Genomic DNA, 22,722 nt, shown 5'->3' on the forward strand with positions numbered 1-22,722 from the left:
TTCCTGTAGTTCATAGCTGATTACTTGGAACCTGAGAGTGGATGGTCTAGGCTATTTAGAGATAATTTATTCTCACTAACTCAAACAAACGGGTGTTCTCCCATGCTAAAACTCTCTCGACTCATGACGGCTCTGTGCGGCGCTATGATGTTGTCTTCTGGTCCCGCCATTGCCAGTGAAGATGAACTGGCACAGCTAAAGAAGCAGCTTGAACTGCTGCAGCAGAAGGTTCATAAAATGGAACGTGAACAGGCACGTCAAAAAGCACAAGCCAAGGCCGATAAAAAGGCCGAACAAACGGCGCCTGCCAAACCCAGCATTAAGGTCGGCGGGGCGGTACGGACTAACCTCAGCCATACTTCCTACGATGACGACAATAAAAATCGCGGCGGCGACTTTGACTTTGACCTTTTTCGCCTGAATTTCTCCGGCAATGTAGGCGGTTTTGGTCTCAATGCCGAAATCCGCTTTTTTGACTACATGACCGCCGTAAAGTATGCCTATTTACACTATGACTTTGCCAAAGATTGGCAGGCACAGCTGGGCATGACCAAAGTGCCATTTGGCAACTGGCCTTACAATTCACACAATTACTTTTTTAACACGACTTATTACATCGGGTTAGAAGACGATCACGACATGGGCGTGTTGTTTAAACGCAAAGTCGCGGATAACTGGCAGCTAGACCTGGGCTTTTTCAAAAACGATGAACTCGGTGGCGTAGACGGCTATGTGGAAGATCGCAGTGACCGCTATTCCTACGATATCGTGGGCTTTCGCAAGGCCTCTGATGGTGTGTACGATGATCCGACTCAGCCTTTGGGCGAATATAACACCTTTGCCGGACGCTATGCCTATCACTTCAAACACAAAGGCGGCACCACTGAGGTTGGGGTATCTGGTTTAAGCGGTGGCCTGCATGATGGCGTTGATAAAGCGGGCGATTATATGGCCTGGGCCATTCACCTGAACGGCAACTATGGTCCATGGAACCTGCAACTGCAACATGGTGAGTATGAATATGACGTCGATACCCCGGCAACACGAATGGCCGTTGGTGCTTATGCATTTTTCGACTCCATTGCAGCTGAAGCGACCATGAGCAATGCCAATATTGCCTACAGTTTACCCGTAGAGTTTGGGCCAATCACGGGCTTACAATTCTACAATGACTACGGCATTATTTATGACAAATCGGATGATACCGAAGACACCTGGATGAATGTGACAGGCGTCTCGCTATCCGCGGGTGCCTTCTTTACGTACATAGATTATGTGCTCGCAAAGAACCAGCCTTTTGTGGGTGGCTCTATTGCGGGGAACAGCGATGAGACAGAGCGCCGCTTCAACATCAACATCGGCTACTATTTTTAACGCTTAGTCACGGGAGCGGCCAGTGCGCCGCTTACCGTCTATAAACAGCCCGGTTCAAGCCCCTTTTAGACAGCAGTTAAAACGCCGAACAAAAGTAAGTGCACACTTACACGTGGTATTAGTTACCTTACGCAAAGAAATATTACAGATCACACAAAAATATTACGCCCGCTATTCGTCCGTCGGTTTTTGGCTATAATGAAAAAGTTAGCCAATGTAAAAACAATGGCATTGGATATTACCGGGAAGGATAGCGATGAAAAAACACGCTCAAAAACTATTTAACCGCTGCTTCTGGTTGCACGTTGCAGGAATACTGTGTGTGGCACTGGGGTTTATCGGAATGGCACTTCCGGTCATGCCGACGACTGTCTTTTTCATCCTCGCACTGGCTTGTTTTACGCGCTCGAATCCCAAACTCGCGAACTGGTTGCTGTCTCACCCGAAATTTGGCCCTTCCTTGCACGCCTGGCAGACACACCAAGTCGTACCCGTTAAAGGGAAGTGGGGCGCAGGTCTGGGTATGCTACTTGGCTTTATAGTCCTTTGCATGACATCTGCCCCCTGGTATGTGCTGGTAGGCGTCGCCCTCACTGAGCTACTGGTTATGGCCTATTTACTCAGTAAGCCCTCACAACTGCCTGTCAGCTAAAAGTCGGCTTAGCGATGGCGGGCTGTTATCCGGTTTTCTGCGGTGCAATGGTCTGATTGTGAGTGGTGTACACTATCAACATCACCGCCCCCAGCATGATCGCCACATCTGCAAGATTAAAAACCCCCGTCCTAACCTCACCAATGCCCAGGTTTAAAAAATCGATTACGGCACCATTATTGAGGATCCGATCAATCAGGTTACTTACCCCACCTGAGAGCACCAGAGACAATCCTGTGATCTGATTGCGGTTAAGATCCTCACTTTTCAGCGTGTACATCAATATTGCAATCAGCAACAACGCTAGGACACCGATAAACAACACACTCCTTAGCGGAGCAGGCAGCTCACTGCCCAAACTTAAAAAAGCCCCCGCGTTTTCCCGGTAGCCAATACGCACAATATCATGCCAGTAACTGGTCATCTGCCAGCCATGGAGATAGTTACCAGCAAACCACTTTGAGAGCTGATCCAGGCACATACCCACCACACAGATCATCAGGACCCAATGCATACGTTGTTTTGTTGTCATAACTTGTCGTCTTTTCAGTTGGCCGTATGTCACTATAAAACTGTCATTGTGACACCTGCATGACACTTTACTGAAAATGACATGGTTTAGCACAAACACACTAATAGCCCCCTTGCATTATGCTGTGCCCCTGACATACCAATTCAGGCTTTCTGGACTAAGCTTAAGGGTGGTCGGTCATAAGGGGATGAGTTTTGCGCAAGTTAATGCCTGTCATCTTAATTTATTGCGTCATGGCCACCTTGCCTCTGATGGCAAAGCCCATGCTGCTTGGCAGCCACAGTGTCTGGCCGCCCTACATACAGAATGACGATCGTGGCCTCAGCTACGATATTGTCGCTGCAGCATTTGCTCGCAGTGGCGAAACGTTTGCTCTGCAGACCGCCCCATTTAGCAGAGCTATGCGCCTGGCACACAGTGGTAATATCGATATAATCCCTGCACTGTGGTTTACTCAGGCACGTGCTAAGCACTTTCTGTTTAGCCAGCCCTATCTACACAATGAACTTATCTTTATATCGCACACAACACAGCCAGTGTCTTTTTCCGGACTCGCGTCACTGGCCGGAAAAAACGTCTGTTTAATTCGCGGATTCGCTTATCAAAACCTGCTGAGTGGCCACCCCACTGTCAACGTCATCACCCAGCTGCATTTGAGTGAATGCCTGCGACAACTGGCACGAGGCCGGGTCGATGGCATGATCGCAGATAGGTTTGCGGCTGCATACACTATTACCCATCATTTTCAGGCACAGGCATTTACTTTACATCCACAAGTCGTGGCTTCCTGGCCACTGCATATTGGCATTGTAAAAACCCATCCTCGCGCTCAGCAATTGATTCAGCTGTTTAATCAAGGACTGACTGAAATTATTGAGGACGGCACCTACAACCAGTTGCTCTCTCAATATCCTATGATTGGCTCTGACCTGAAAACAATTCAGCCACAGTAATCATTTGTACCCGTAACTTAGAGTGAAATATTGAAAGTGCTGACTATAATTTAATCACACTCTCTTGGTCCGTTAACTTAAAACTGATAGAGATTAGTCTGTTAGGCTGTTATCAGTGATATCACAGCGCCTTTCCAATGTGCTCATACTCACGCTTTATGAGCGCTCACGCAAAGGTGTATGGATATGAAATAATGCTTACAAACAAAGTTGACTGGCAGTACCAGAGAATAATCGAACTTTGGGTGATCTGTTATGCAGCTATTACTTCAACGCGCGTTTATTCCAGTCGTTTTGCTCATGGGCCTACACACCAGTAATGCCTTGGCTACAACGTCGCTTTCACAACTCAAATCAGCGCTGGATCAGGGCCAGTTTGAGCAAGCTTATGCACTGGCACAGTCACAGTTCGAAGATGCGGCAGGCGACCCCGAATTTGACTTCCTCTACGCCAGAGCCGCATTGGAGACCAACCGCTTTAATGAAGCCGTTTTTGCGCTTGAACGCGTCCTCGCTGCAAAGCCAAACCACCAGCCCAGCTTGTTCTTATTGGGCCTGACCTATAACAAGCAAAAGAACTACCCTCAGGCCGCCAGCACCCTCAATAATCTGTTAGCCACACCGCTCAGTGATGAGTTTCGGCAACGAGTAACGCGCGCGCTGCACGCCATTGAAGAAAACCTGGCCAGTATGAAACAACAGCTTAAGCACCGGGTATCATTAGCCCTGGGCCATGACAGCAATGTCAACAGTGGCACGACTGATGACCGTATTGTCATTGGTGGCTTACCTCTGTTTATCGACGACAGCAGCCGTGAAACATCGGATGGATTTGCCCGTGCAAGCTATCGCTTTGATGGCCGCTGGCAGCAAACTCAGCATCAGGCTTGGCGGGCAAACATTCAGTTGTCGAATCAGGTTCACCAGGACAGTGATGAGTTCGACAGAGCACAGTTCAGCGCCAACATTAGCTATATCAGGGATATAGACGCATTTCAGCTCCATCTCGGGACTCAGCTGGGTGTTATGTCTCTTGACTCAGATACCTATCAACAGGATGCAGGCGTGTTTGGCGCGCTCCGCTACACCATGAGCTCGCACTGGTCTGCAGCGTTCAATCTCAGTGCTTTTAACCTCAATAACGTGCGTGACAGCGCACTGGACAGCCGGCTATATACATCCACAATGGCACTCAGCAGAACCGGCCAAAACTGGCTCGTTCGTCTGAGTGCAGGCTATACCTGGCAACCTGCGCAAGAGCCATCAGCGGAACATTATGCAAGAGATTACAGCCACTTAGGTGCTGCGCTGATTTATCGCCTTAACGACGCCCATCGACTCAGTGCCAGAGTGCAGTATCGAGATATAGCACACCGCGCTGCCCACCCCTTTTTCTTACAGGTACGCGACGAAACACTCCATATCGCCCAATTAGGCTGGCTCTACCAGATATCACCCGCCTGGGGTATGGAAACAAAACTGGCTTATTACGACAAAGACAGCTCACTACAGCTGTACAGCTATGATCGTACTGAATGGTCCTTAGGAGTACATTATGATTTCTAAAACCCGCACTGTTTGGCAGCTTTTCGGGCCACTCAGACAATCCGCACTCTCAGCAGTGTTACTGCCCTGTTTAATCACAGCGCAATCGAGCCTGGCCGCTCCGGCAGGAAAAACCCTGATGTCACGGGGCAAGTGGTTGCGACGGCTACTGACAGTGAAGCACAACGCGCGTTAAAACGGCGCAGTCCCGTCTTTGATGTTGATGTCGTGAATACAGGTCAACAAAGTAATGCTCAGTTGCGCATGCAAGATGGAGCGCTGATCGCATTAAAAGAAAATACACAGCTCATCATCAGTGAGTACTCAGGCTCTTCTGAAGAAGATGGTTCTGTCGTTATGGAACTGGTTACAGGCGGTTTGCGTACTATTACCGGTAAAATCAAAGGAAATAAAGACAATTACCAGCTGAAAACCCCTGTGGGCAGTATCGGGATCCGAGGCACCCACTACGAGGTCGAATGGCAAGGTGATACGCTATTATTAGCGGTTTGGGATGGCACCATTGAAGTCAGTGTGAATGACCAGCCGCTATTACTCGGTCAGGAAGGCAACTATTCGTTTGCCAGCGTCAGTCAAAGCGGCGAAGTGACAACCTTACTCGCCCCACCACAGCAACTGTCTCGGCTTACGCCGCCCAGCCAGGCCACCAGCAGCGATTCTGAGCCTGACGCACAAACTGATCAAAGCGACACATCGTCAGGGCTAGACGAAACAGCCTCCGAATCTACATCCCTGGCCATCGCACAAGCCCCCGTTGCAACAACTCCAACTTCTCAGCAAGCTTTTGAAACAGCCTTACCTGATGTTGGCCGTGATATTTCCGATAACGACTTTATTAGCGAGGAGAGTCTCGACACCTTTGGGGTGGAGCCCATTGAAGACCTGATTGCAGAGCGCACGGGTACCGCACTTTATACCGTCCTTGAGCGTTCAGAGTTTAGCTCTTCTGCTGGGGCGGTGAGTGATATTCAGATGCAGATCAGTGTTGATTTTGACACTGGCACGGTCCCTCAGGGGGTGCTGTCGTTCAGCGATCCGCAAGGTGAGTGGTTTGCAGCCTTTAATGGTCTGATAGACGCCAATGGCATGACGCTGGGCGTGAATTTTGCCTCTCATGGACAGAACCTGGCAGAGGGAACCATAGAAACGCTGTTTAGCGACGAGCTGAGCAAGTTACGTGGCAGCTTTAATCTAAATGAAATTGACCAGCCAGATGTAACCGCCTCTGGCTTGTTTACTTTGAGCCAACCTTAAGGGGGATGCGGGATGAAGCGCTCGCAATTACACCAACTGGGCTTTCTGACGCTACTCTGTAGCGCGCTGGTAACGGGTTGCTCAGGCGATGGTGACAACGCAACAACACCGATCAATGACAGCATAAGTGCACCACCCGCACAGGATCAGAACACGGATCAACCAGACGCTGTGCCAGGACAAGCAACCCTGATCCCCTTTGACTATCAACCCAAACTCGCCAGTCGCAGCCTGGCTGCCCGACAAGTGGTGAACACCCAGTTTGTGAACGGTACAGGTACCGTGCTGTTCCCCGATACACAGCGTACTTATCGGGGAAACATCACCGTATCTCTGGGAGCGATTACCGATCCGGATGGGGTTAGTCGGGTCTTGCTGGGGTTTGAAAATGCCGAGCTGGCTCAGGTGCTGTGCGATGGGAATTGCAGCGACCCCTTTGCCTTTACTGAAACCGGGATCAATCCGGTGAATTTCGCACAGCAACCCGGTAGTGTGCAATTACAAGTCTGGGTCGAAGACAATGAAGGCAACCTGAGCACAGTCGCCACCCAGCAAATCACCTGGCTCCCACGGAGCGTCGCATTTAATAGTACGGAGCGCAGTGACGGTACAGCCTCGCTCGATTGGCAACCACTTTCGAGCTTTTTACGTTACAACGCCTATCTGGCCGAATCGCCGATTGATGATGTACGAACCGTCACTACTTTACCCGGTGGCCAGCGGGCGATAGCCTTAACAGATTCAAGCCATGTCTTTAGCGGGCTCGACCCACAAAAGCACTATTACACTCGGATCTCAGCCATTGATGGCAGTGGTGAAAGCGCCTTCAGCGAGTCTCGTATGCTGGCAGCCCCTGATCTGGTCACACCAACGGCCGTCTCTGACAGCTTTAGTGGCATTCAGTTTGAGTCTGTCTCTGGCAATCTGCTGACCAATGACAATGCCAACGGTCTGCCTCCTTTGACTTTGGTTACCACGCCAGTCAGATCGCCACAAAATGGCACCCTGACGCTCTTTACTGATGGTCGCTTTACCTATGTCCCCAGAGACACCTTCTTTGGCTCAGACAGTTTTCGCTACCGGATAGTCAACAGCCAGGGGGCGACTGCCGAGGCCGAGGTATCCCTGCTAATTGAACAAGTAAACCAGGATCCCATAGCCTTTGATAACCACTATGCGCTTGAACAAAATAGCGAATTAACCATCAGCGGAGCCGGACTACTGGTCAATGATATTGATTTTGATGGCGACCCATTGACCATCGACACAACACCGGTAATCGATGTGCAGCATGGTATATTGACACTCAGTCCCGACGGCAGCTTTAACTATCGGCCTGATACCGGCTTTATCGGGACCGATAGCTTCGAATATCGGGTTGAAGATGGCAAGGGCGGCTCAAATACCGCCACCATCACGCTGAGCATAGAGGTCGAAGTCAGCAACTTTCCTCCTGTCGCCGTCAATGACAGTTACCAAACCAATGAAGATGAACAGCTGTTTGTCGACATTCCGGGCGTACTGAGTAACGACAGTGACGCCGATGAAGATCCTCTAGCGCTTGCAATTATTGAGCAACCCACCATGGGCACGTTAGAACTCAGTGATACAGGGAGTTTCCGTTACACCCCACAACAAAACAGTTATGGGCAGGACTACTTTGTTTATCAGGTGGACGATGGGGCAGCCAGTGTACAAGCCTTTGTTGTGATAGACGTAACAGAAGTGAATGATGCACCACTGGCCAATGATGACAGCATTGAGGCCGCACAAGGACAAGCCGTTAGTATCCTGGTGGCCGCCAATGATCAAGATATAGATGGCAGTTTAAACCTGACCAGCCTGGTCCTGGTCGAGGGGCCAAGCCATGGCACTGTGAACCTGAGCAATGACAGCACACACTTTATTTACCAAAGTGATGCTGATTACCGTGGCAGCGACAGCTTCACCTATCAAATAAAAGATGACAGAGGCGCCCTGTCCAATATCGCCAGTGTATTTATTGAAGTGACCGGAGACAATATCCTGCCAGTCGCGGCCAATGACAGTGCAACAACGCAGCAGAACGAGCCGGTCACCATTGATGTTCTGGCCAATGACAGCGACGCCGACGGCAGCCTAAATTACAACAGCCTAACCGTTGTGACGGCACCAACCAATGGCAGTGTGGCACTCGATCTTGTCGGTCTTGGGGCTTTATCTATACGCCGCAAAGCGGTTTCTTTGGCACCGATACTTTTACCTATCAGGTGCAAGATACTGAAGGTGGTATTTCCAATACAGCGACAGTCACCATCACCGTTGCGCGACTCAATCAAGCTCCCATTGCCAACAACGACACTGCCACACTGGAAATAGCTCAGTCCGTCACTATTGAGGTACTGGAAAACGACAGCGATACCGATGGCACATTACAAACAGACAGCATAGAGATTGTAGAGCCCGCTATTATGGGCTCCACAGAAGTAAACAGTACCGGCTCCATCACCTATTTCCATACCGGCACTTCAGAAGGGGAAGACACTTTTACTTATCGCGTCAAAGACAACAATGGTGCCCTCTCTAATACCGCGACTGTGACTGTCACAATTACCGCGCCCGACACCACACCAGTGGCTGTCAATGACAGTGCTGAAACCGACAAAAATGTGGCTGTAAATATCGCGATATTGAATAATGATCAGGCGAAAGGCCGTAGCCTGCTCATCAACAGTATCACTTTTGTAACATTACCAAGTCATGGCAGTGTCTCGATTGACAGTGTCAGTGGCTCAGCCCAGTACACCCCGCAGTTTAATTTCGTTGGCAGTGACAGCTTTAGTTACACCGTGAACAACGATTTGGCCGAAACATCGAATGTCGCGACGGTGACACTGGCCGTCAACGACAAAAACTACGCGCCTACTGTGGAGCCTGGCTCGGCAGAAATCGACACAAATGTCAGTAATGGTACTGAGATAGTGCAGATCAGCGCTTCAGACCCCGATGGCGACACTTTGAGCTATGCACTGTCCGGCACCAATTCAACCCTGTTTTCCGTTGATAGTGATGGCAAAGTGACCGTGGCAAATGCTGATCAGATTGCCAGCAATGGCGCGCAAACCTACACTCTGACCATCTCAGTCTGCGACTCAGGCACCCCACAACTGTGCGCTGAAAGTGAGCTCAGTATTGTTGTTACACAAGCAGCTCCACGCTATGTGGCCAGTAAACGCAGTAACTTTGGCAGTGATGGCAGCCTAATGGTGGCACTCAATGCCAGCCTGGAGTTTCATAGCCCTGGGCAAACTGTTCTGCAAAGCGATGGCAAGCTGGTAAGTGTGGGAGCTGTTGGTCATTTGAATGATGCCGCTGGTCGCAATATCCACAGAGCCTATGTAAGCAGACAACTCAGTGATGGCCGTCCGGACAATGGGTTTGCCGACGCGGGTAACTTCCAAAGTGGCTTTGGTATAGAGATTGAAAGCATTCCACAGGATGTCTGGGCTAAGGTCGCTGCTGTTGATACACAAGGGCGCATTTATGTAGCCGGGTACGTTAATTTCACCAGTTCACAGCAATTGCTGGTTTTCCGCCTGCTGGGAGATGGCGCTTTAGATACCAGCTATGCCAATGGCAATGGATATATGACCTTGCCCCTGGGCAGCGACGTCTTTGTGACGCCTGTCGCCATTGCACTGGAAGACAACGAGACAGTGACCGTACTGAGTAATATCAGAGCCACAAGCAGCGCAACCACGGGCACTGTCACCATATCCAGGATCACTGCGCAGGGAGAAGTCTCGGTTATTCAGGCGCTTGCAGACACACCCACTAAAAATGCACGAGGTATGGTCACTCTGCCGTCCGGTGACTATCTTGTGTATGGGGAGATCACCTCCAGCGAAACAGGTGAAGATATCATGTTGATGCGCCTCACGCGTAGCACGTTGACTCCGGATAGTAGCTTCCAGAACAATGGCCTGTTACAAATCAATATTACACCTGTGCCGGATGGTGCCAACGGTAACCAATTCAATGACACAACGCGTCATGTGCAGATCAAAGACAGCAACACTCTATTGGTCACCGGACTCACCACACTGGACGAGAGCGGAGAAGTGCGCTCGGTGTACTTACTGCAAATCACCATGGATGGCGTATTAGACACCGCATTTGCAGGCACAGGTAAGCGCACTTATATGCTCAGTGAACTTCCTACTGATTCTAGCAATGATATATCCGACTACCCTGCTACGGGTATCGGCATCGTCGCAGACAGTGATACCTACTATCTGGCTCTACAACGCAGCTTTTTTGGCAGTGATCAGGTCGTTCAAGTAATAAAAGTGGGTCTCAATGGCGATGTAGATACTAACTGGTTGCCGGGCAACAATGGCTTTAGTATTTATCATGGCACGGGGCTGAAGGTATTTGATTTACTTGAAACGCAAGGTGGGCTGCTGCTCAGTGGCCAGAAGTTTAATTATTTGGGCAACAACTACCTGTCTGAGCATTGGCTGGGCGAAGTAACCACAACCGCTGAGTTTAACCAGAACTTTGGCTCATTTGGTCAACGCACTGTCAGTGTTGGCCGTCGAGATGAGACATTTGTCGCGGGACACACTTCCAGCTTTAGCGCATCGGCGGGGCACTTACTACTCAGTGGCCAGGCTAACAACTGGCAAAGCTCTCCACAGGCGGTACCGTATGTACTGAAGCTTGACGGCGTTGGCCAGCGGACACGTACCTTTGGCAACCTGGGTTTAACATCGACAGTCCCTGTAACAACGATGGGGACTATGTCCAGTGCCACAGTGGGTGCCATTGCTGAAGACAGTGCCGGTGCTGTTTTACTGAGTGCTTCGGGCATAGTATCCGTGTCCGCTGGTGATGAGCAGGCCATGGCAACGTTTAGCAAATTTAATAACTTAGGCACTCTGGATACCACTTTTGCCAATAGTGGCGTATTCAGCCTGACCGCTAGTGAGTACAAAGCTGAGGCCTCTGCTCTGGATTTAACACAGCTTACAGTACTGCCCTCTGGAGATATTCTTGCTCTTGGACAAGTAACAGCCAGCTGTTACACCCACAGTATGGCCTTCATTGTTTCCAGCTCTGGTAGTTTGTCAAGTTCATTCGAATACACCATTCCGGGTACGCCCAGCTGTAGCCCTAATGCACATAGAGTATCTATGATCCATACTGTAGGTAGTAGCCTGGTCGGGATTGGGCAAAGTCAACCGGGGCCAACTGCACCTCTGTTACTTCTCGCCAAAGCCAGTGTAACCGGCGTGCCGGATACCAGCTTTGGAACAGATGGTCTGGCCTTGCTGGACATTGGGCTGAGCGCAGGCGATGACATTACCATTAAAGGGTCTATGGTTGATGCCAGTCAGGGCTTTATTGTTTTTGGCTACGCTGGCACCAATAACTTTGTCGTTCGGGTGACCAGTTCTGGCGCTCTTGATACAAGCTTTGCAGACGGCGGAGTTTTAAAATTTGCACAGCTCGAAGGCGAAGCCGTGCTATTAAGTCAGGCCTGGATTGAAAGCAGCGGTAAGTTACTGCTATTTGCTCAGGCAAGCAGCTCGAAATCCTTATATGTCGGCCAGCTGTTGCTCAGCGAATCTCCCGGAAGCTGGGATAGTAGCTTTAATGACACCGGTGCACAGCTTTTCAGTAGTTCAGTGACAGGCAATTTGGTCACTGTACTTGCACAAAGCAGCAGTACCGAATTTGTCTTTGTGTTGCAGCAGTCAGCGCCAGCCAGAGTGAATTTACAAGCCGGCCAGGTCGTTCAACAGTGATGGGAATGAGTATCCATCACCAAAGGGTTAGGTATGAAAATAAAGTTTTACGGTGTGCGGGGGTCTACCCCCACACCCGGTCCAACCACCGTGCACTATGGTGGCAATACGGTATGTGTAACGCTCGAAAGTGACAAAGGAAAGCGCTTGATCCTGGATGCGGGGACTGGGCTTAGAATTCTAGGCCAGGAACTGATGCATACCCGCCAGCCCTTCTACATATTATTGAGCCACAATCATTGGGACCACATTCAGGGCTTTCCCTTTTTCATTCCTGCCTACATCGCCAAACGTCAGATAACCATAGTGCCGGGCGTAACAGAAGAACACGCCCCCGACGCCATCCTAAAGCAAATGCTTGGCAGCTACTTCCCTGTGCCACATACTACCCTGGCAGCTGATATTAGAGTAGAACCGCAAACTCAGGACCATTGGCAGCACGAAGGCTTTGACATTCAACGCTGCGCCATGAACCACCCAGGTGGTGGCAGCGCTTATCGCATTCGTGCAGATGGTTTAGACATTGTCTATGCCACAGACAATGAGCTTAACCCACCAGGTTTGCCTGTTACCTCGTTTCAGCAATGGGTAGATTTTGTAAAAGGGGCAGATTACCTGATCCACGACGGCCAGTTTGTTCCGGATGATTACCCATTAAAACATGGCTGGGGGCATTCACTGATCAAAGATGCCCTGCTGCTGGCAGAGCAAGGGAGTGTTAAGCACCTGGTACTGATCAGCCATGATCCGGACCGTAGTGATGCCGAACTTGACCAGATAGCCGCTGATATAAAAAGCCAGAACTGGTCGTTTTCGACCATTCTGGCCCGAGAGGGGCTGACGCTGCCATGAACTTCCCGCAACTATGGCGCAAATACTATCAACAGTGGGTGTGCGGTTGCTTTTTGATTGTTCTGTTTATGGCATTGCAACTATTAACCTTGTCTCCCGCCTCTCCTTACGGCGATGCCTTTAAACGACTTGAGGGGCTAGGTTATGATCTGCGCCTGAAGTCTGCACTCACCTTGCAATCGCGATCTTTCTTGCCCATTGTGATTGTCGATATCGACGAACCCAGCCTGAAACAAGTAGGCCGCTTCCCCTGGAGTCGCCATGTTATGGCGCGCTTACAGTCTCAACTGGCAGATGCCGGGGTAGCGGTTATCGCCTACGATATCCTGTTTTCAGAACCTGAACTTAATCCTGCACAGCAAGTACTTAATCACCTTACTGACACCTTACCGACAGTGTCTCAGACATTACAAACCCTGGCACCCACTATAGATGCCGACAGTGCATTCTCTTCTCGCTTGCAGGATACTGATACTGTTTTGGGTCTGTTATTTGAGCATCAGCCAGATATTCAGGTTGGTACATTGCCTGAAACGATTTTTTTCAGCGCAGTGCCAGCATCGTCATTGCCGGTCCCTGCCTTTGCCGGACATGTTGCCAACGTGCCAGCTCTGCAGCAACAAAGTCCAGGAAGCGGCTTTATCAACAGTGCCCCGGATAGCGACGGCTTTATTCGCAACTCTATGTTACTGGCTAAACATCAGGGCCAGCTTTATCCGGCACTGGCACTGGAAGCAGCCCGACTCTACACCATGGCCGAACAAGTAGAAGTCGTCACCAAACCGTTTGGTGAGGGACACAGTGTAGAAGGGATCCGCCTCGGAACTCAGTTGATCCCAACCGATGATTACGGTCGGGTGAATGTTCCCTACAGGGGCCCCGCCTTCAGTTTTCCCTATGTTTCTGCTAGTGACGTATTGAGCGGCAATATCGACTCTCAACTATTCGATCAGGCAATTGTGTTTGTGGGTACATCGGCGGTCGGCCACGCCGACTTACGAACCACACCAGTCGGTGTCCAATACCCGGGTGTCGAAGTGCACGCCAATGTACTCGAGGGGCTGGTATTCCCCGAGCTGTTGCCCAGCCGACCAAACTGGATGGATGGGGCCGTCATGATGCTATTACTGCTCACAGGATTACTCTGTGTGGTTATTTTACCGCGGCTTGAGGTCCTGGGGATCGCAGTATTTACACTGTGTCTGTGCGGGCTATTTGTCATACTGAGCGTTTATTTATGGGTCGAATTACGGCTGGACTTGCCACAGGTTGCCGTACTATCCATGTTGATCAGCCAGGCGATGATACTGGGCAGCCTGGGCTTTGTTCGCGAACACAAAGAGCGACTGCAAATTAAGTCGATTTTCGACCAATATGTACCGCCTGCTCATATACAGGCCATGCTGGACAACCCGGATAGTGTTTCCATGGAGGGTGAAAAACGAGATATTACTGTGCTGTTTGCAGATATTCGCTCCTTTACAACTATCTCTGAATCATTGGATGCAGGCCGCCTCAAATCCTACCTCAACCAGTACTTTTCACCCATTACACGCATTATTTTTGAGCACCAGGGCACCATAGACAAATATGTTGGGGACATGGTGATGGCTTTCTGGAACGCCCCCTTACCCGTTGAGCACCATCCGGAGCTTGCTGTGCGATGTGCTATGGCCATGCAAGAGGAAGTGGATGCACTACAAGAACCAATGCGCGAGCAATCATTGCCGCCTTTTAAAATAGGGATTGGACTCAATACCGGAGACATGAACGTAGGAGACATGGGCTCAGAGTATCGTCGCGCTTATACCGTTTTGGGTGATGCTGTAAACCTGGGCTCACGCCTTGAAGGTCTGACGAAATACTATGGGGTCGGCATATTGATTAATGAAACCACACACGCACAGTGCCCCGGGCTTATTTGTCGCCCAATCGACAAGGTGAAAGTAAAAGGAAAAAACCAGGCCGTCACTGTGTATGAGCCCATTTGTAGCAGCGATGCGCTAACCCCTGCGCTACGTGATGAATTAACGGCACATCAAAATGCCTGGACGCTTTATTTATCTCAACAATGGCAGCAGGCACTGACAGCTTTTACTAAACTTAAAGAGCTGTCACCTGAGCGAAAAATCTATGCGCTAATGTGTGAGCGTATCCTGACATTGCAGGCGCATCCGCCTGGTGAAGAGTGGGATGGCAGCTACACCCATACATCGAAATAGCAGGTAAGTTATGGAACAGCATATTCGAAACATTGCAAATAAGTTTGAGCAGGCAGGCTCACAGGTAGCGTTACAGCACTTGCTTAAATTGGCAATCGAACTGGCATCAGAACACGACACCAACAGACTACTTGAAAACATCCTGCTATCCGCTATGGAACTAAACGCCACAGACGGTGGCACGATATATTCAGTGTCCGACGATATGCAGCTGCACTTTGCGACTCTCATCAATGGACCCTTGGACCTTCATATGGGTGGCACATCAAATCAACCTATCCCGTTTGCGCCAATACCCATTTATCTCGAAAACGGTCAATGCAATGAGAGTGCTTTGGTAGCACTGGCAGCTGCAAAGCGGGAGGTGATCCGCATTGATGATGTGTATCAGTGCAGTGAGTACGACTTGTCCGCAGCCCGAGCCATGGATGCCAAAACGGGCTACCACACTCAGTCCGTGCTCACGATCCCGTTACTCAATCACGAGAATGAACTCAATGGTGTGCTGCAACTGATCAACCCGCATAGCAAAGGAGAAATCGTCCCTTTCTCTGCCCAACAGACCGAGATGCTCTGCTCTATCGGTGCGCTTGCTGCCGTTGCATTAACCAACCGGCAATTGATAGATGGCATGGAAATTTTGTTCCAAGCTTTTACCCGCTTGATTGCAAAAGCCATTGATGAAAAGTCTCCCTACACCGGCGGACATTGTCGGCGAGTTCCGGAACTCACCATGATGATTGCACAAGCAGTCCATGAAACGCAATCAGGCCCAATGGCGGATTTTTCAATGACCGAAGCCGATCGAACCGAACTGTCTTTGGCGGGGTGGTTGCATGATTGTGGTAAAATCGCCATCCCAGAATATGTTATGGATAAAGCGACAAAGTTAGAATCCGTCCATGATCGTATTGCACTCGTAGATGCCCGGATAGAAATTGCAAAGCGCGATCTCGAACTAGACTACACGAAACGTATTTTGCGCTATGAGCGCGATGGTGATGCAGCACAGGTATGCCACCTGAGCGCGGAACTGGACGAGAAACTGGCTCAATTAGAACAAGATCGTCAATTCTTACGCCACGCCAATATCGGCGGTGAGTTTATGCGCGAAGAGGACCAACAGCGAGTAGCACAGATTGCTGAGCAAACCACAGTAAGGATCGGTACCGACATACACCCCTTACTCAGTGAAAATGAGGTATATAACCTCAGTATTGCACGTGGCACTTTAACCGCAGAAGAAAGGCAAATCATAAATCGCCATATGGACATCACATTGGAAATGTTAGAAGCATTACCCTTTCCCAAGCATTTGCGTCGTGTTCCGGAATTTGCCGGGGGCATCATGAAAAAATGGATGGCACAGGCTACCCAAGGGGACTGACCCGTGAGCAGATGTCCGTTCCGGCTCGTATCATGGCAATAGCGGATATTTTTGAAGCACTGACGGCTGCAGATCGCCCCTATAAAGATGCAAAAAAACTCAGTGAGTGCCTGTTCATCATGGGAAAAATGAAATTGGGTGATCATATAGACCCCGACTTATTCGATGTGTTTGTCAGCTCTAAGGTGTATTTAAAATACGCACAGCAGTTTCTCAAGCCAGAGCAAATCGATGAGGTAATACACGAAAAAATCCCTGGGTATGAGAAAAAATAGGGCCGAAAAATAACTGCCAATAATGGTGTGCATTGACAATGTAGCTGTGACGACTTGTTATCTCTGCGGCCCTATATCCAGGGGTAACATATTTATTGTTATTATTGTTTAGTACGGAATACAATCTTCCTGTTACAGCACGGGTATCCTGCGAAGTGTATTGATGAATCTAACCAGCGATGCAGCAGCAGTAGGACCACTGCACCGCTGGTACTCATCCTTGATCATCATCGACCTTTCCTTGTGAACATCTGGGACACATAACTACGGGCGGCAGGTGCTCACCCTATGTTTCCAACACCATCCTGTTGCTTTCCTTGTGTTGGTCCAGATCTATTTATTATTGTTATTATTCCACCTGCATGTTGCAATATACGCAACAGACGCACTCGAATTAACTACACAATAACTCTACAGTACGTCCTGAGCTAACACCAGGCACTCCTTTCTCGCTCCTTCGGGGCCTGGCACCTACTCCTTCCTTTCCTTGCAAGAAGTATTGCCTGTCAATCACTTACCTCCCTTGGTTGTGCTGGCAAACTGCGCCAGATAACAGACTTAGTTACAACCATTCATCAGTCCTTGTCCGGTTGTTGTTAACTCGGTCAAAACTATAAAAATTTATCTCAAGTTTCGAAACAACTGTTACATCTCTTTTTTATAACCAAAAAAATAAGCCTTTAAATCAAAGGCTTATTTCATTTATTTATTTAAAAAAAATAACAACACTATCTCTTGGTATTAAACAAATCCCAGGGCCACTCACAAATAGTCGCGCTTTTACATTCTTTTACTGGGCCATAATCATCTTCCTTGGAAGCCTCGGCGGTCGACGATGCCATTGATACGCATACCACAGTCAATGCATAGACAATGCTTTTAATTGCTTTAGTCAAAATGATGATCCTTTTATTTGATTGGGTAAAGTACAGATAGAGGCCAATAATAGTTATTAGAAAGAGGACCTCTTTCAGGGATCTATGTTAGTGCTTTATTGTCATTCCGACAACAGCAGTGTCATTTATTTGTACAGATAAGGCTAAGACCTTACTGCCTGCAGCATCTGTGGATATGGTGGGGTAAAATGCGTAAATACGATGTGCGTCTTGGCTATATTCACCGGTACGCCAGTTTAGTGTATGAAGGTAAGTTTTTCGGGTATCAAACGTACTCCAGATAACAAGATCCCCCCTGACATACCAGCGGCAAATGTATCTGAAGTCGATTTTATGATTAAGGGCGATTGCATCGCTGTCCAAATCACTAAAGTAATAGAGTGGGCCATCACCCGGGGCTGCTTTAGCTGCTATATAGCCATCGCCAACCGGGCGAATAGAGCGGTACTCAGGCAGCAGTAAAGTACTCATTTTAGTCTCTATACTGTAACGCTGTATTTCCCATTCCCCGGCGACATTTACTCCATAGTAAATGTGCTGGTTGTCCATACTAAACACAGCATCGCTGGTAACTTCTGATGAGGAAGTGATGTATTCAACCTGCCTGTCTTCCATAGATAAGAGTGCTAATTTGCCCCCTTGCTTCAGCAATATGCCTTTGGCGGTATGAGAAATACTTAACAGCTCCAGCACTTCTTTACTAACCAAATAAGGCTCTACTTTACGTGTATCGAGTGACAGCCGACCTATTGTAAAGATCTCATTTTGCAGGAGTAACACCCACTTATGCGCATCTGAGGTCTCATCATAGTACATGTTCACAATCTGAGGCTGTGCATCAATGATATTCAAAACCTGCTTCTGTGCCCCTAGCGATTGCTCCAGATACAAACGATTTGCCCGGGTCAACGCTCGTTTAGTCAGGAAAATATCGGTCCCATTGTGCGAATCCATTGAGCGTAGCAGTGTCTCTTTGTCCTCAATGAGCCTGACTTCTTCCCCCGACTCCAGCTCAAGCTGAATAAGACTTGTTCTGCCCAGGAGTAATAAGGCATGCAGGTTTTTCCATTCCACGTGGCGAATGGGTGCCTTCCTGCTATATATCAGTGTTTCCTCTCTATTTTCGAGGTTTAGCAGCACCACGTGATAATGCCCCTGACCTTCTTTTAACACAGCTAGCTGTCGTAGGTCAGGAGATATACTGGCATGATAAAGGATCTCATTAGGCTCACTGAGAGTGAATAATCGAGAGTATTGGCGAGACTGCAGATCCAGTGCGTAAAGCATGCTATCTCCCGCCCCGGCTGGGATCATGGGAAACAGCACTTCTGAAGGGTGTCGCCCTTGTGAAAGGTCACCGATAGACTCAACACCTTCAAGCAAGGTTATCTGACCCTGCTCCGGTTCTGCCATGGTCAGTGGAAGCAAACGTAAGGCAGTGTTTCCGTCTATAGAATCTGTATACACTAATACTTTATCATTCTGAGCAAACTGTACATTAACAACATTCTCTGCATTATATGTCAGCTGCCTGGTGGTGCTATTTTGTCTATCAAAAATATATACCTGACGATCGTCCTCTATCGATGTACGACCGCTGAAAGCCACATAACGGCCATCGCTGGAAACCGAAATATCCAGCTTTTCACCATTGAAAGACGTAATCTGATCTAAATCGGCCACCTTCACCACCTGAGTTTCCTTGATAAAGGTGCTAATTGCATCATACTTTACCCAACCCACCACCATCGCCAACACCGTGGCAAACACCAGCCAGGTAGTAAACCATCTGTTACCAGCGGATTTGTCAGACTCAGGAGGTTGCTCAGAAGCGTCGGGGTTTGGATCAGGTGGCGTTTTTACACTATCAGTGGTGTCCCTGGGTGATGACTCATTGCTTGGTGCTTCATTGGGTGGCACCTCGTCTGGCTCAAGACTATCAACGGGCGCAACCTCACAGACCAGTTTATAACCCCGTTTAGAAACCGACTTTACATAACGCGCGTTCGCAATATCGCTGTCTCCCAGGATCAATCTGAGTTTCTTTACGGCACTACGTACGGCGGTATCAGAGACGATGCGATCTGACCAAACTTGCTGATGTAATTCTTCGATGCTCACATATCTGTCTCGATTTTCATACAGATACAGCAACAACGCCATGACCTTAGGTTCAATGGCAACCTCTTTGGCATCACGGTATAGAACCTGATCGCCGAGATCCAGAACAAACGCCCCGAGTGTTGTCAGTTTAATCTCTTTTAGCGAAGACATGGCATCCAATCAAAGTGGTCAAAATTCCAATTATTGATGGGCGAGAAGGCCGCCTGACCCAGTATAACAACAATACGTTGAGTGCTTTTGCAAGCACCACAGACAAGCATTACTTCAATGATAATAGTATTTTACAATTTCAAATCGTCACAATTGACAAGATTAGCAGGTAAGAAAGAGCAAGTTCAACTAAAACCTGCCAAACACATTTCAGTGAACGTTAAAACTTATTTCAAGTGTGTCTAACTATTTCAAAATACGCAACTCTATATATAAAACCGTATTTAAGCGCATAAATAATCCAAAACATTTCGTTTCTCTCACCAACCAGTTTGTTGCACCAAGCGCCCCAATAAAGCCCTCACCAGATAGCAAGGAGAAAGAAGTCTAACCTCATCAAGAGCACACCCACTCTCATTTGCAAGGCAAAATGTAATACTCAGTCACACACATTCGCATAGATATATACTGCATCGCTAAGGGCAAAACTGAGTGCAACCTTATCAGGTGAGATAAACACAGCAGAAGTGGGCGCTTGTGCTCCCTGCGCATCAAGCAGAGCTAAAAGCTGCCATTGTTCACCCTGTATGCGGGAAAAGGTGTAAACCTGGCCGGTCGACTCCGACAGAGCCAGCATACATTGTCCAGTGGGATCAAAGACCAGCCGAGTGATAGCTGGCAATGTCTCGTCAGCAGGCCCTTTTAACTCAGTAGAGCGTTTATATTGGCCCTGTGGATCCGGACTATAAACCAATACCCCTTGTTTTTGTGCCACCAGCAGCACCTCGGTCTGTGGCACAAAAGCCACATACATGGGCTCGGTCAGTGCCTCTTGATGTGCTAACGGCAATATTTGTCGCAGCTCAAGCGACTGTGCGTCAGAGCCATCAAAGATAGCCACCTGATTGGCCTGCATACCAGCAACAGCCACTTTGCGGTCTCTGTCAGATAAAGCAACTGAGACAGCTCCGCCCAATGCGCTCACCTGCTCAGACCGCACGGTTTGACCGGCACGCAACTGATCCTTTGACGTAAGTTGAACTATAGCCTGCGACACATTGGCAGCAACATAACTAACACCATCGGCATTACCCGCAATCGCATATGGACCCAACAGTGCCAGCCGGTCTTCGGCGGGTGTGATTGGCTCACCCTGCCTGAATACCCGCTTCGCATCTATCCGATCGGATAAATAAGAAAGCAAAACCAGTTTATCATCACGCTGCAAGCGAAACTGTGCAACCGCACCACTGTAGAAGCTGACCACCTGAATGTCCCGGTTCATACCAGAAAATATCATATCCGTTGCCCCCACCAACATGCCCTGTGCCTTACTGCCAGAGATCATATCCAACATCGTCAGGGTCCCGTCGTCAGCAACGCGATATGCCGCCAGAGAGTCATCATCCGCACTGACCGCATACAGCACTTTGCGGGACTCATCAAATAGCAGACGTCGTACATTATCCAGCCCGTCGATACCATTTTGGTTGTCGACATAACGATGTAACAAAGCAGCTTCGGGCGAGCGCTCATTGACTGCGGTGCATCCGGTTAAAACACAGCTCAACCCTGCGAACATTAAAAAGCGGTGTAGCCAGTGCTTTACTGCGACAGTGTTAAAAATCATCGTCCCTCCCGCGGACAGTGAGTTATTCCGTTGCTTTGCGATAGAACCATAGAAGAGCAGCACGCGTTCATGATTGCGGATTGATTCACCCAGATGTTAAACCCCGACAATCAGCATTTTCCCCTGCGCCATACCTTCGCGCTCACAGCTCAAGTCCAGGCGGCTATCGAGTGGATACTGATACAAACGTTCTAGCTTGGGATGACGCTGATATAAAAAAGTGCAACTTCGGACAAACAGGCTCATTTTGCTTTGTTTATCCAAAAATGCATAGGCCGTTTTAGACAATGCCTCTTTACAGGCCGTCATGATTTCCGGATTCACCTGATTTAAATGAATGGCATTATGTGCTTCTTCTTGTGGGATCACTTGCAAACTACTGGCTAACACACAGGCTGCGTATACATCCAGCACCCCAATTACCCGTGGTTTCTGGCTGCCACGCTCTGCATACACAACCATCACACAGGGGACTTTGCTTTCATCCAGCTGTTGCGCCTTTATGGGTTTTAAGATCAGTGAGTCGCTGATGTTTTTCTGCATCAGGCGCTCCAGCATATCGGTTTTTGGTAATGCCAGCTCTTCTCTGAGCGGCACCGCCTCATCCTCTGCAATCACTTCATTGGCCTCGAGCTCCAGCACCAGAGGCATAATCGCGCTACGCAGTGCATCGTCGCTAAAGGGTTTGGACAGAAAAAACGCGCAGCCCAAAGAGTTGGCATATTCTATCTGTGCTGCGTCATCAACTGTAGATATCATAGCTACCGGCAGCTGTGGGTGGCTAACGCGCAGAGTTTCAAGCAGCTCAATGCCTGTTTTGTCGGGCATATGCCAGTCAGTCAGGATGATCTGCGGCTGCCAGCTATCAATCTGCTCCAGTGCATCATCCACACGGCTGGCACAGCGCAAAAACAGCTTTCGGTACTCAAACTGCTGTAAAGCACGCCGGATGATTTCACAAGTCGCATGGCTATCGTCAACGATCAGAACTTTCACTCTTTACCCTAACGCAATTATTCTTGTTAAGTATAGGCAGAATTTTCAACGAAAACTAAACTTATCTCAT

13 protein-coding genes and 1 pseudogene are annotated in these 22,722 nt (G+C 48.9%); 10 read left to right on the forward strand and 4 right to left on the reverse strand.

Translation table 11 applies throughout. The annotated features are described in order from the left end of the window. The first annotated feature begins 102 nt into the window (after positions 1–102). Entirely contained in the window at positions 103–1,374 is a 1,272-nt protein-coding gene (locus ELR70_RS24160; RefSeq protein WP_054016117.1) for a porin, read from the forward strand. A gap of 256 nt (positions 1,375–1,630) precedes the next feature. Then, complete coding sequence (locus ELR70_RS24165; RefSeq protein ID WP_054016118.1) at positions 1,631–2,026, forward strand: YbaN family protein; 396 nt, start codon at positions 1,631–1,633, stop codon at positions 2,024–2,026. A gap of 25 nt (positions 2,027–2,051) precedes the next feature. Here ELR70_RS24165 and lspA read toward each other — a convergent pair whose 3' ends face one another. Then, positions 2,052–2,558 (reverse strand): signal peptidase II, encoded by a 507-nt coding sequence (gene lspA / locus ELR70_RS24170; protein ID WP_054016119.1) that lies wholly within the window; start codon positions 2,556–2,558, stop codon positions 2,052–2,054. A 194-nt stretch (positions 2,559–2,752) separates the two neighbouring features. Between lspA and ELR70_RS24175 the strand changes: the two genes are divergently transcribed. From ELR70_RS24175 to ELR70_RS24210, 8 genes and pseudogenes are all read left to right on the forward strand, one after another. Further along, positions 2,753–3,511 carry a transporter substrate-binding domain-containing protein gene (locus ELR70_RS24175; RefSeq protein WP_128064747.1) on the forward strand — a complete coding sequence of 253 codons (759 nt, stop codon included), beginning with the start codon at positions 2,753–2,755 and terminating at the stop codon, positions 3,509–3,511. Positions 3,512–3,766: 255 nt separating this feature from the next. Beyond that, the gene (locus tag ELR70_RS24180) at positions 3,767–5,077 is read left to right on the forward strand and encodes a tetratricopeptide repeat protein (protein ID WP_054016121.1); all 1,311 of its coding nucleotides are present in this window, start codon (positions 3,767–3,769) and stop codon (positions 5,075–5,077) included. A 12-nt stretch (positions 5,078–5,089) separates the two neighbouring features. Then, positions 5,090–6,331 carry a FecR family protein gene (locus tag ELR70_RS24185; RefSeq protein WP_128064748.1) on the forward strand — a complete coding sequence of 414 codons (1,242 nt, stop codon included), beginning with the start codon at positions 5,090–5,092 and terminating at the stop codon, positions 6,329–6,331. 12 nt (positions 6,332–6,343) lie between these two features. Then, a complete protein-coding gene (locus tag ELR70_RS24190; RefSeq protein WP_128064749.1) occupies positions 6,344–8,689 on the forward strand; it encodes an Ig-like domain-containing protein in 2,346 nt (781 codons plus the stop codon). After that, positions 8,581–12,120 carry an Ig-like domain-containing protein gene (locus ELR70_RS24195; protein ID WP_128064750.1) on the forward strand — a complete coding sequence of 1,180 codons (3,540 nt, stop codon included), beginning with the start codon at positions 8,581–8,583 and terminating at the stop codon, positions 12,118–12,120. Before ELR70_RS24190 ends, ELR70_RS24195 begins: the two co-directional genes overlap by 109 nt. Positions 12,121–12,153: 33 nt before the next feature. Continuing rightward, a complete protein-coding gene (locus ELR70_RS24200) occupies positions 12,154–12,972 on the forward strand; it encodes an MBL fold metallo-hydrolase (RefSeq protein WP_054016124.1) in 819 nt (272 codons plus the stop codon). Further along, positions 12,969–15,194 (forward strand): adenylate/guanylate cyclase domain-containing protein, encoded by a 2,226-nt coding sequence (locus tag ELR70_RS24205; protein WP_054016125.1) that lies wholly within the window; start codon positions 12,969–12,971, stop codon positions 15,192–15,194. Before ELR70_RS24200 ends, ELR70_RS24205 begins: the two co-directional genes overlap by 4 nt. Positions 15,195–15,348: 154 nt before the next feature. Then, positions 15,349–16,856, forward strand: a pseudogene (locus tag ELR70_RS24210) (HD domain-containing phosphohydrolase). 983 nt (positions 16,857–17,839) lie between these two features. On the opposite strand, the gene ELR70_RS24215 reads toward ELR70_RS24210, so the two are convergent. The 3 genes from ELR70_RS24215 to ELR70_RS24225 form a co-directional block, all read right to left on the reverse strand. After that, on the reverse strand, positions 17,840–20,026 hold the full coding sequence (locus ELR70_RS24215) for a winged helix-turn-helix domain-containing protein (RefSeq protein WP_054016127.1): 2,187 nt from the start codon (positions 20,024–20,026) through the stop codon (positions 17,840–17,842). Between the two features lie 439 nt (positions 20,027–20,465). Next, positions 20,466–21,656 carry a hypothetical protein gene (locus ELR70_RS24220; RefSeq protein ID WP_054016128.1) on the reverse strand — a complete coding sequence of 397 codons (1,191 nt, stop codon included), beginning with the start codon at positions 21,654–21,656 and terminating at the stop codon, positions 20,466–20,468. 96 nt (positions 21,657–21,752) lie between these two features. Beyond that, positions 21,753–22,652: a response regulator gene (locus ELR70_RS24225; protein ID WP_054016129.1), complete on the reverse strand. Its 900-nt coding sequence runs from the start codon at positions 22,650–22,652 to the stop codon at positions 21,753–21,755. Between the last annotated feature and the right edge of the window lie 70 nt (positions 22,653–22,722).

It is taken from the genome of Pseudoalteromonas sp. R3 (genome assembly GCF_004014715.1).
GTDB lineage: Bacteria > Pseudomonadota > Gammaproteobacteria > Enterobacterales > Alteromonadaceae > Pseudoalteromonas.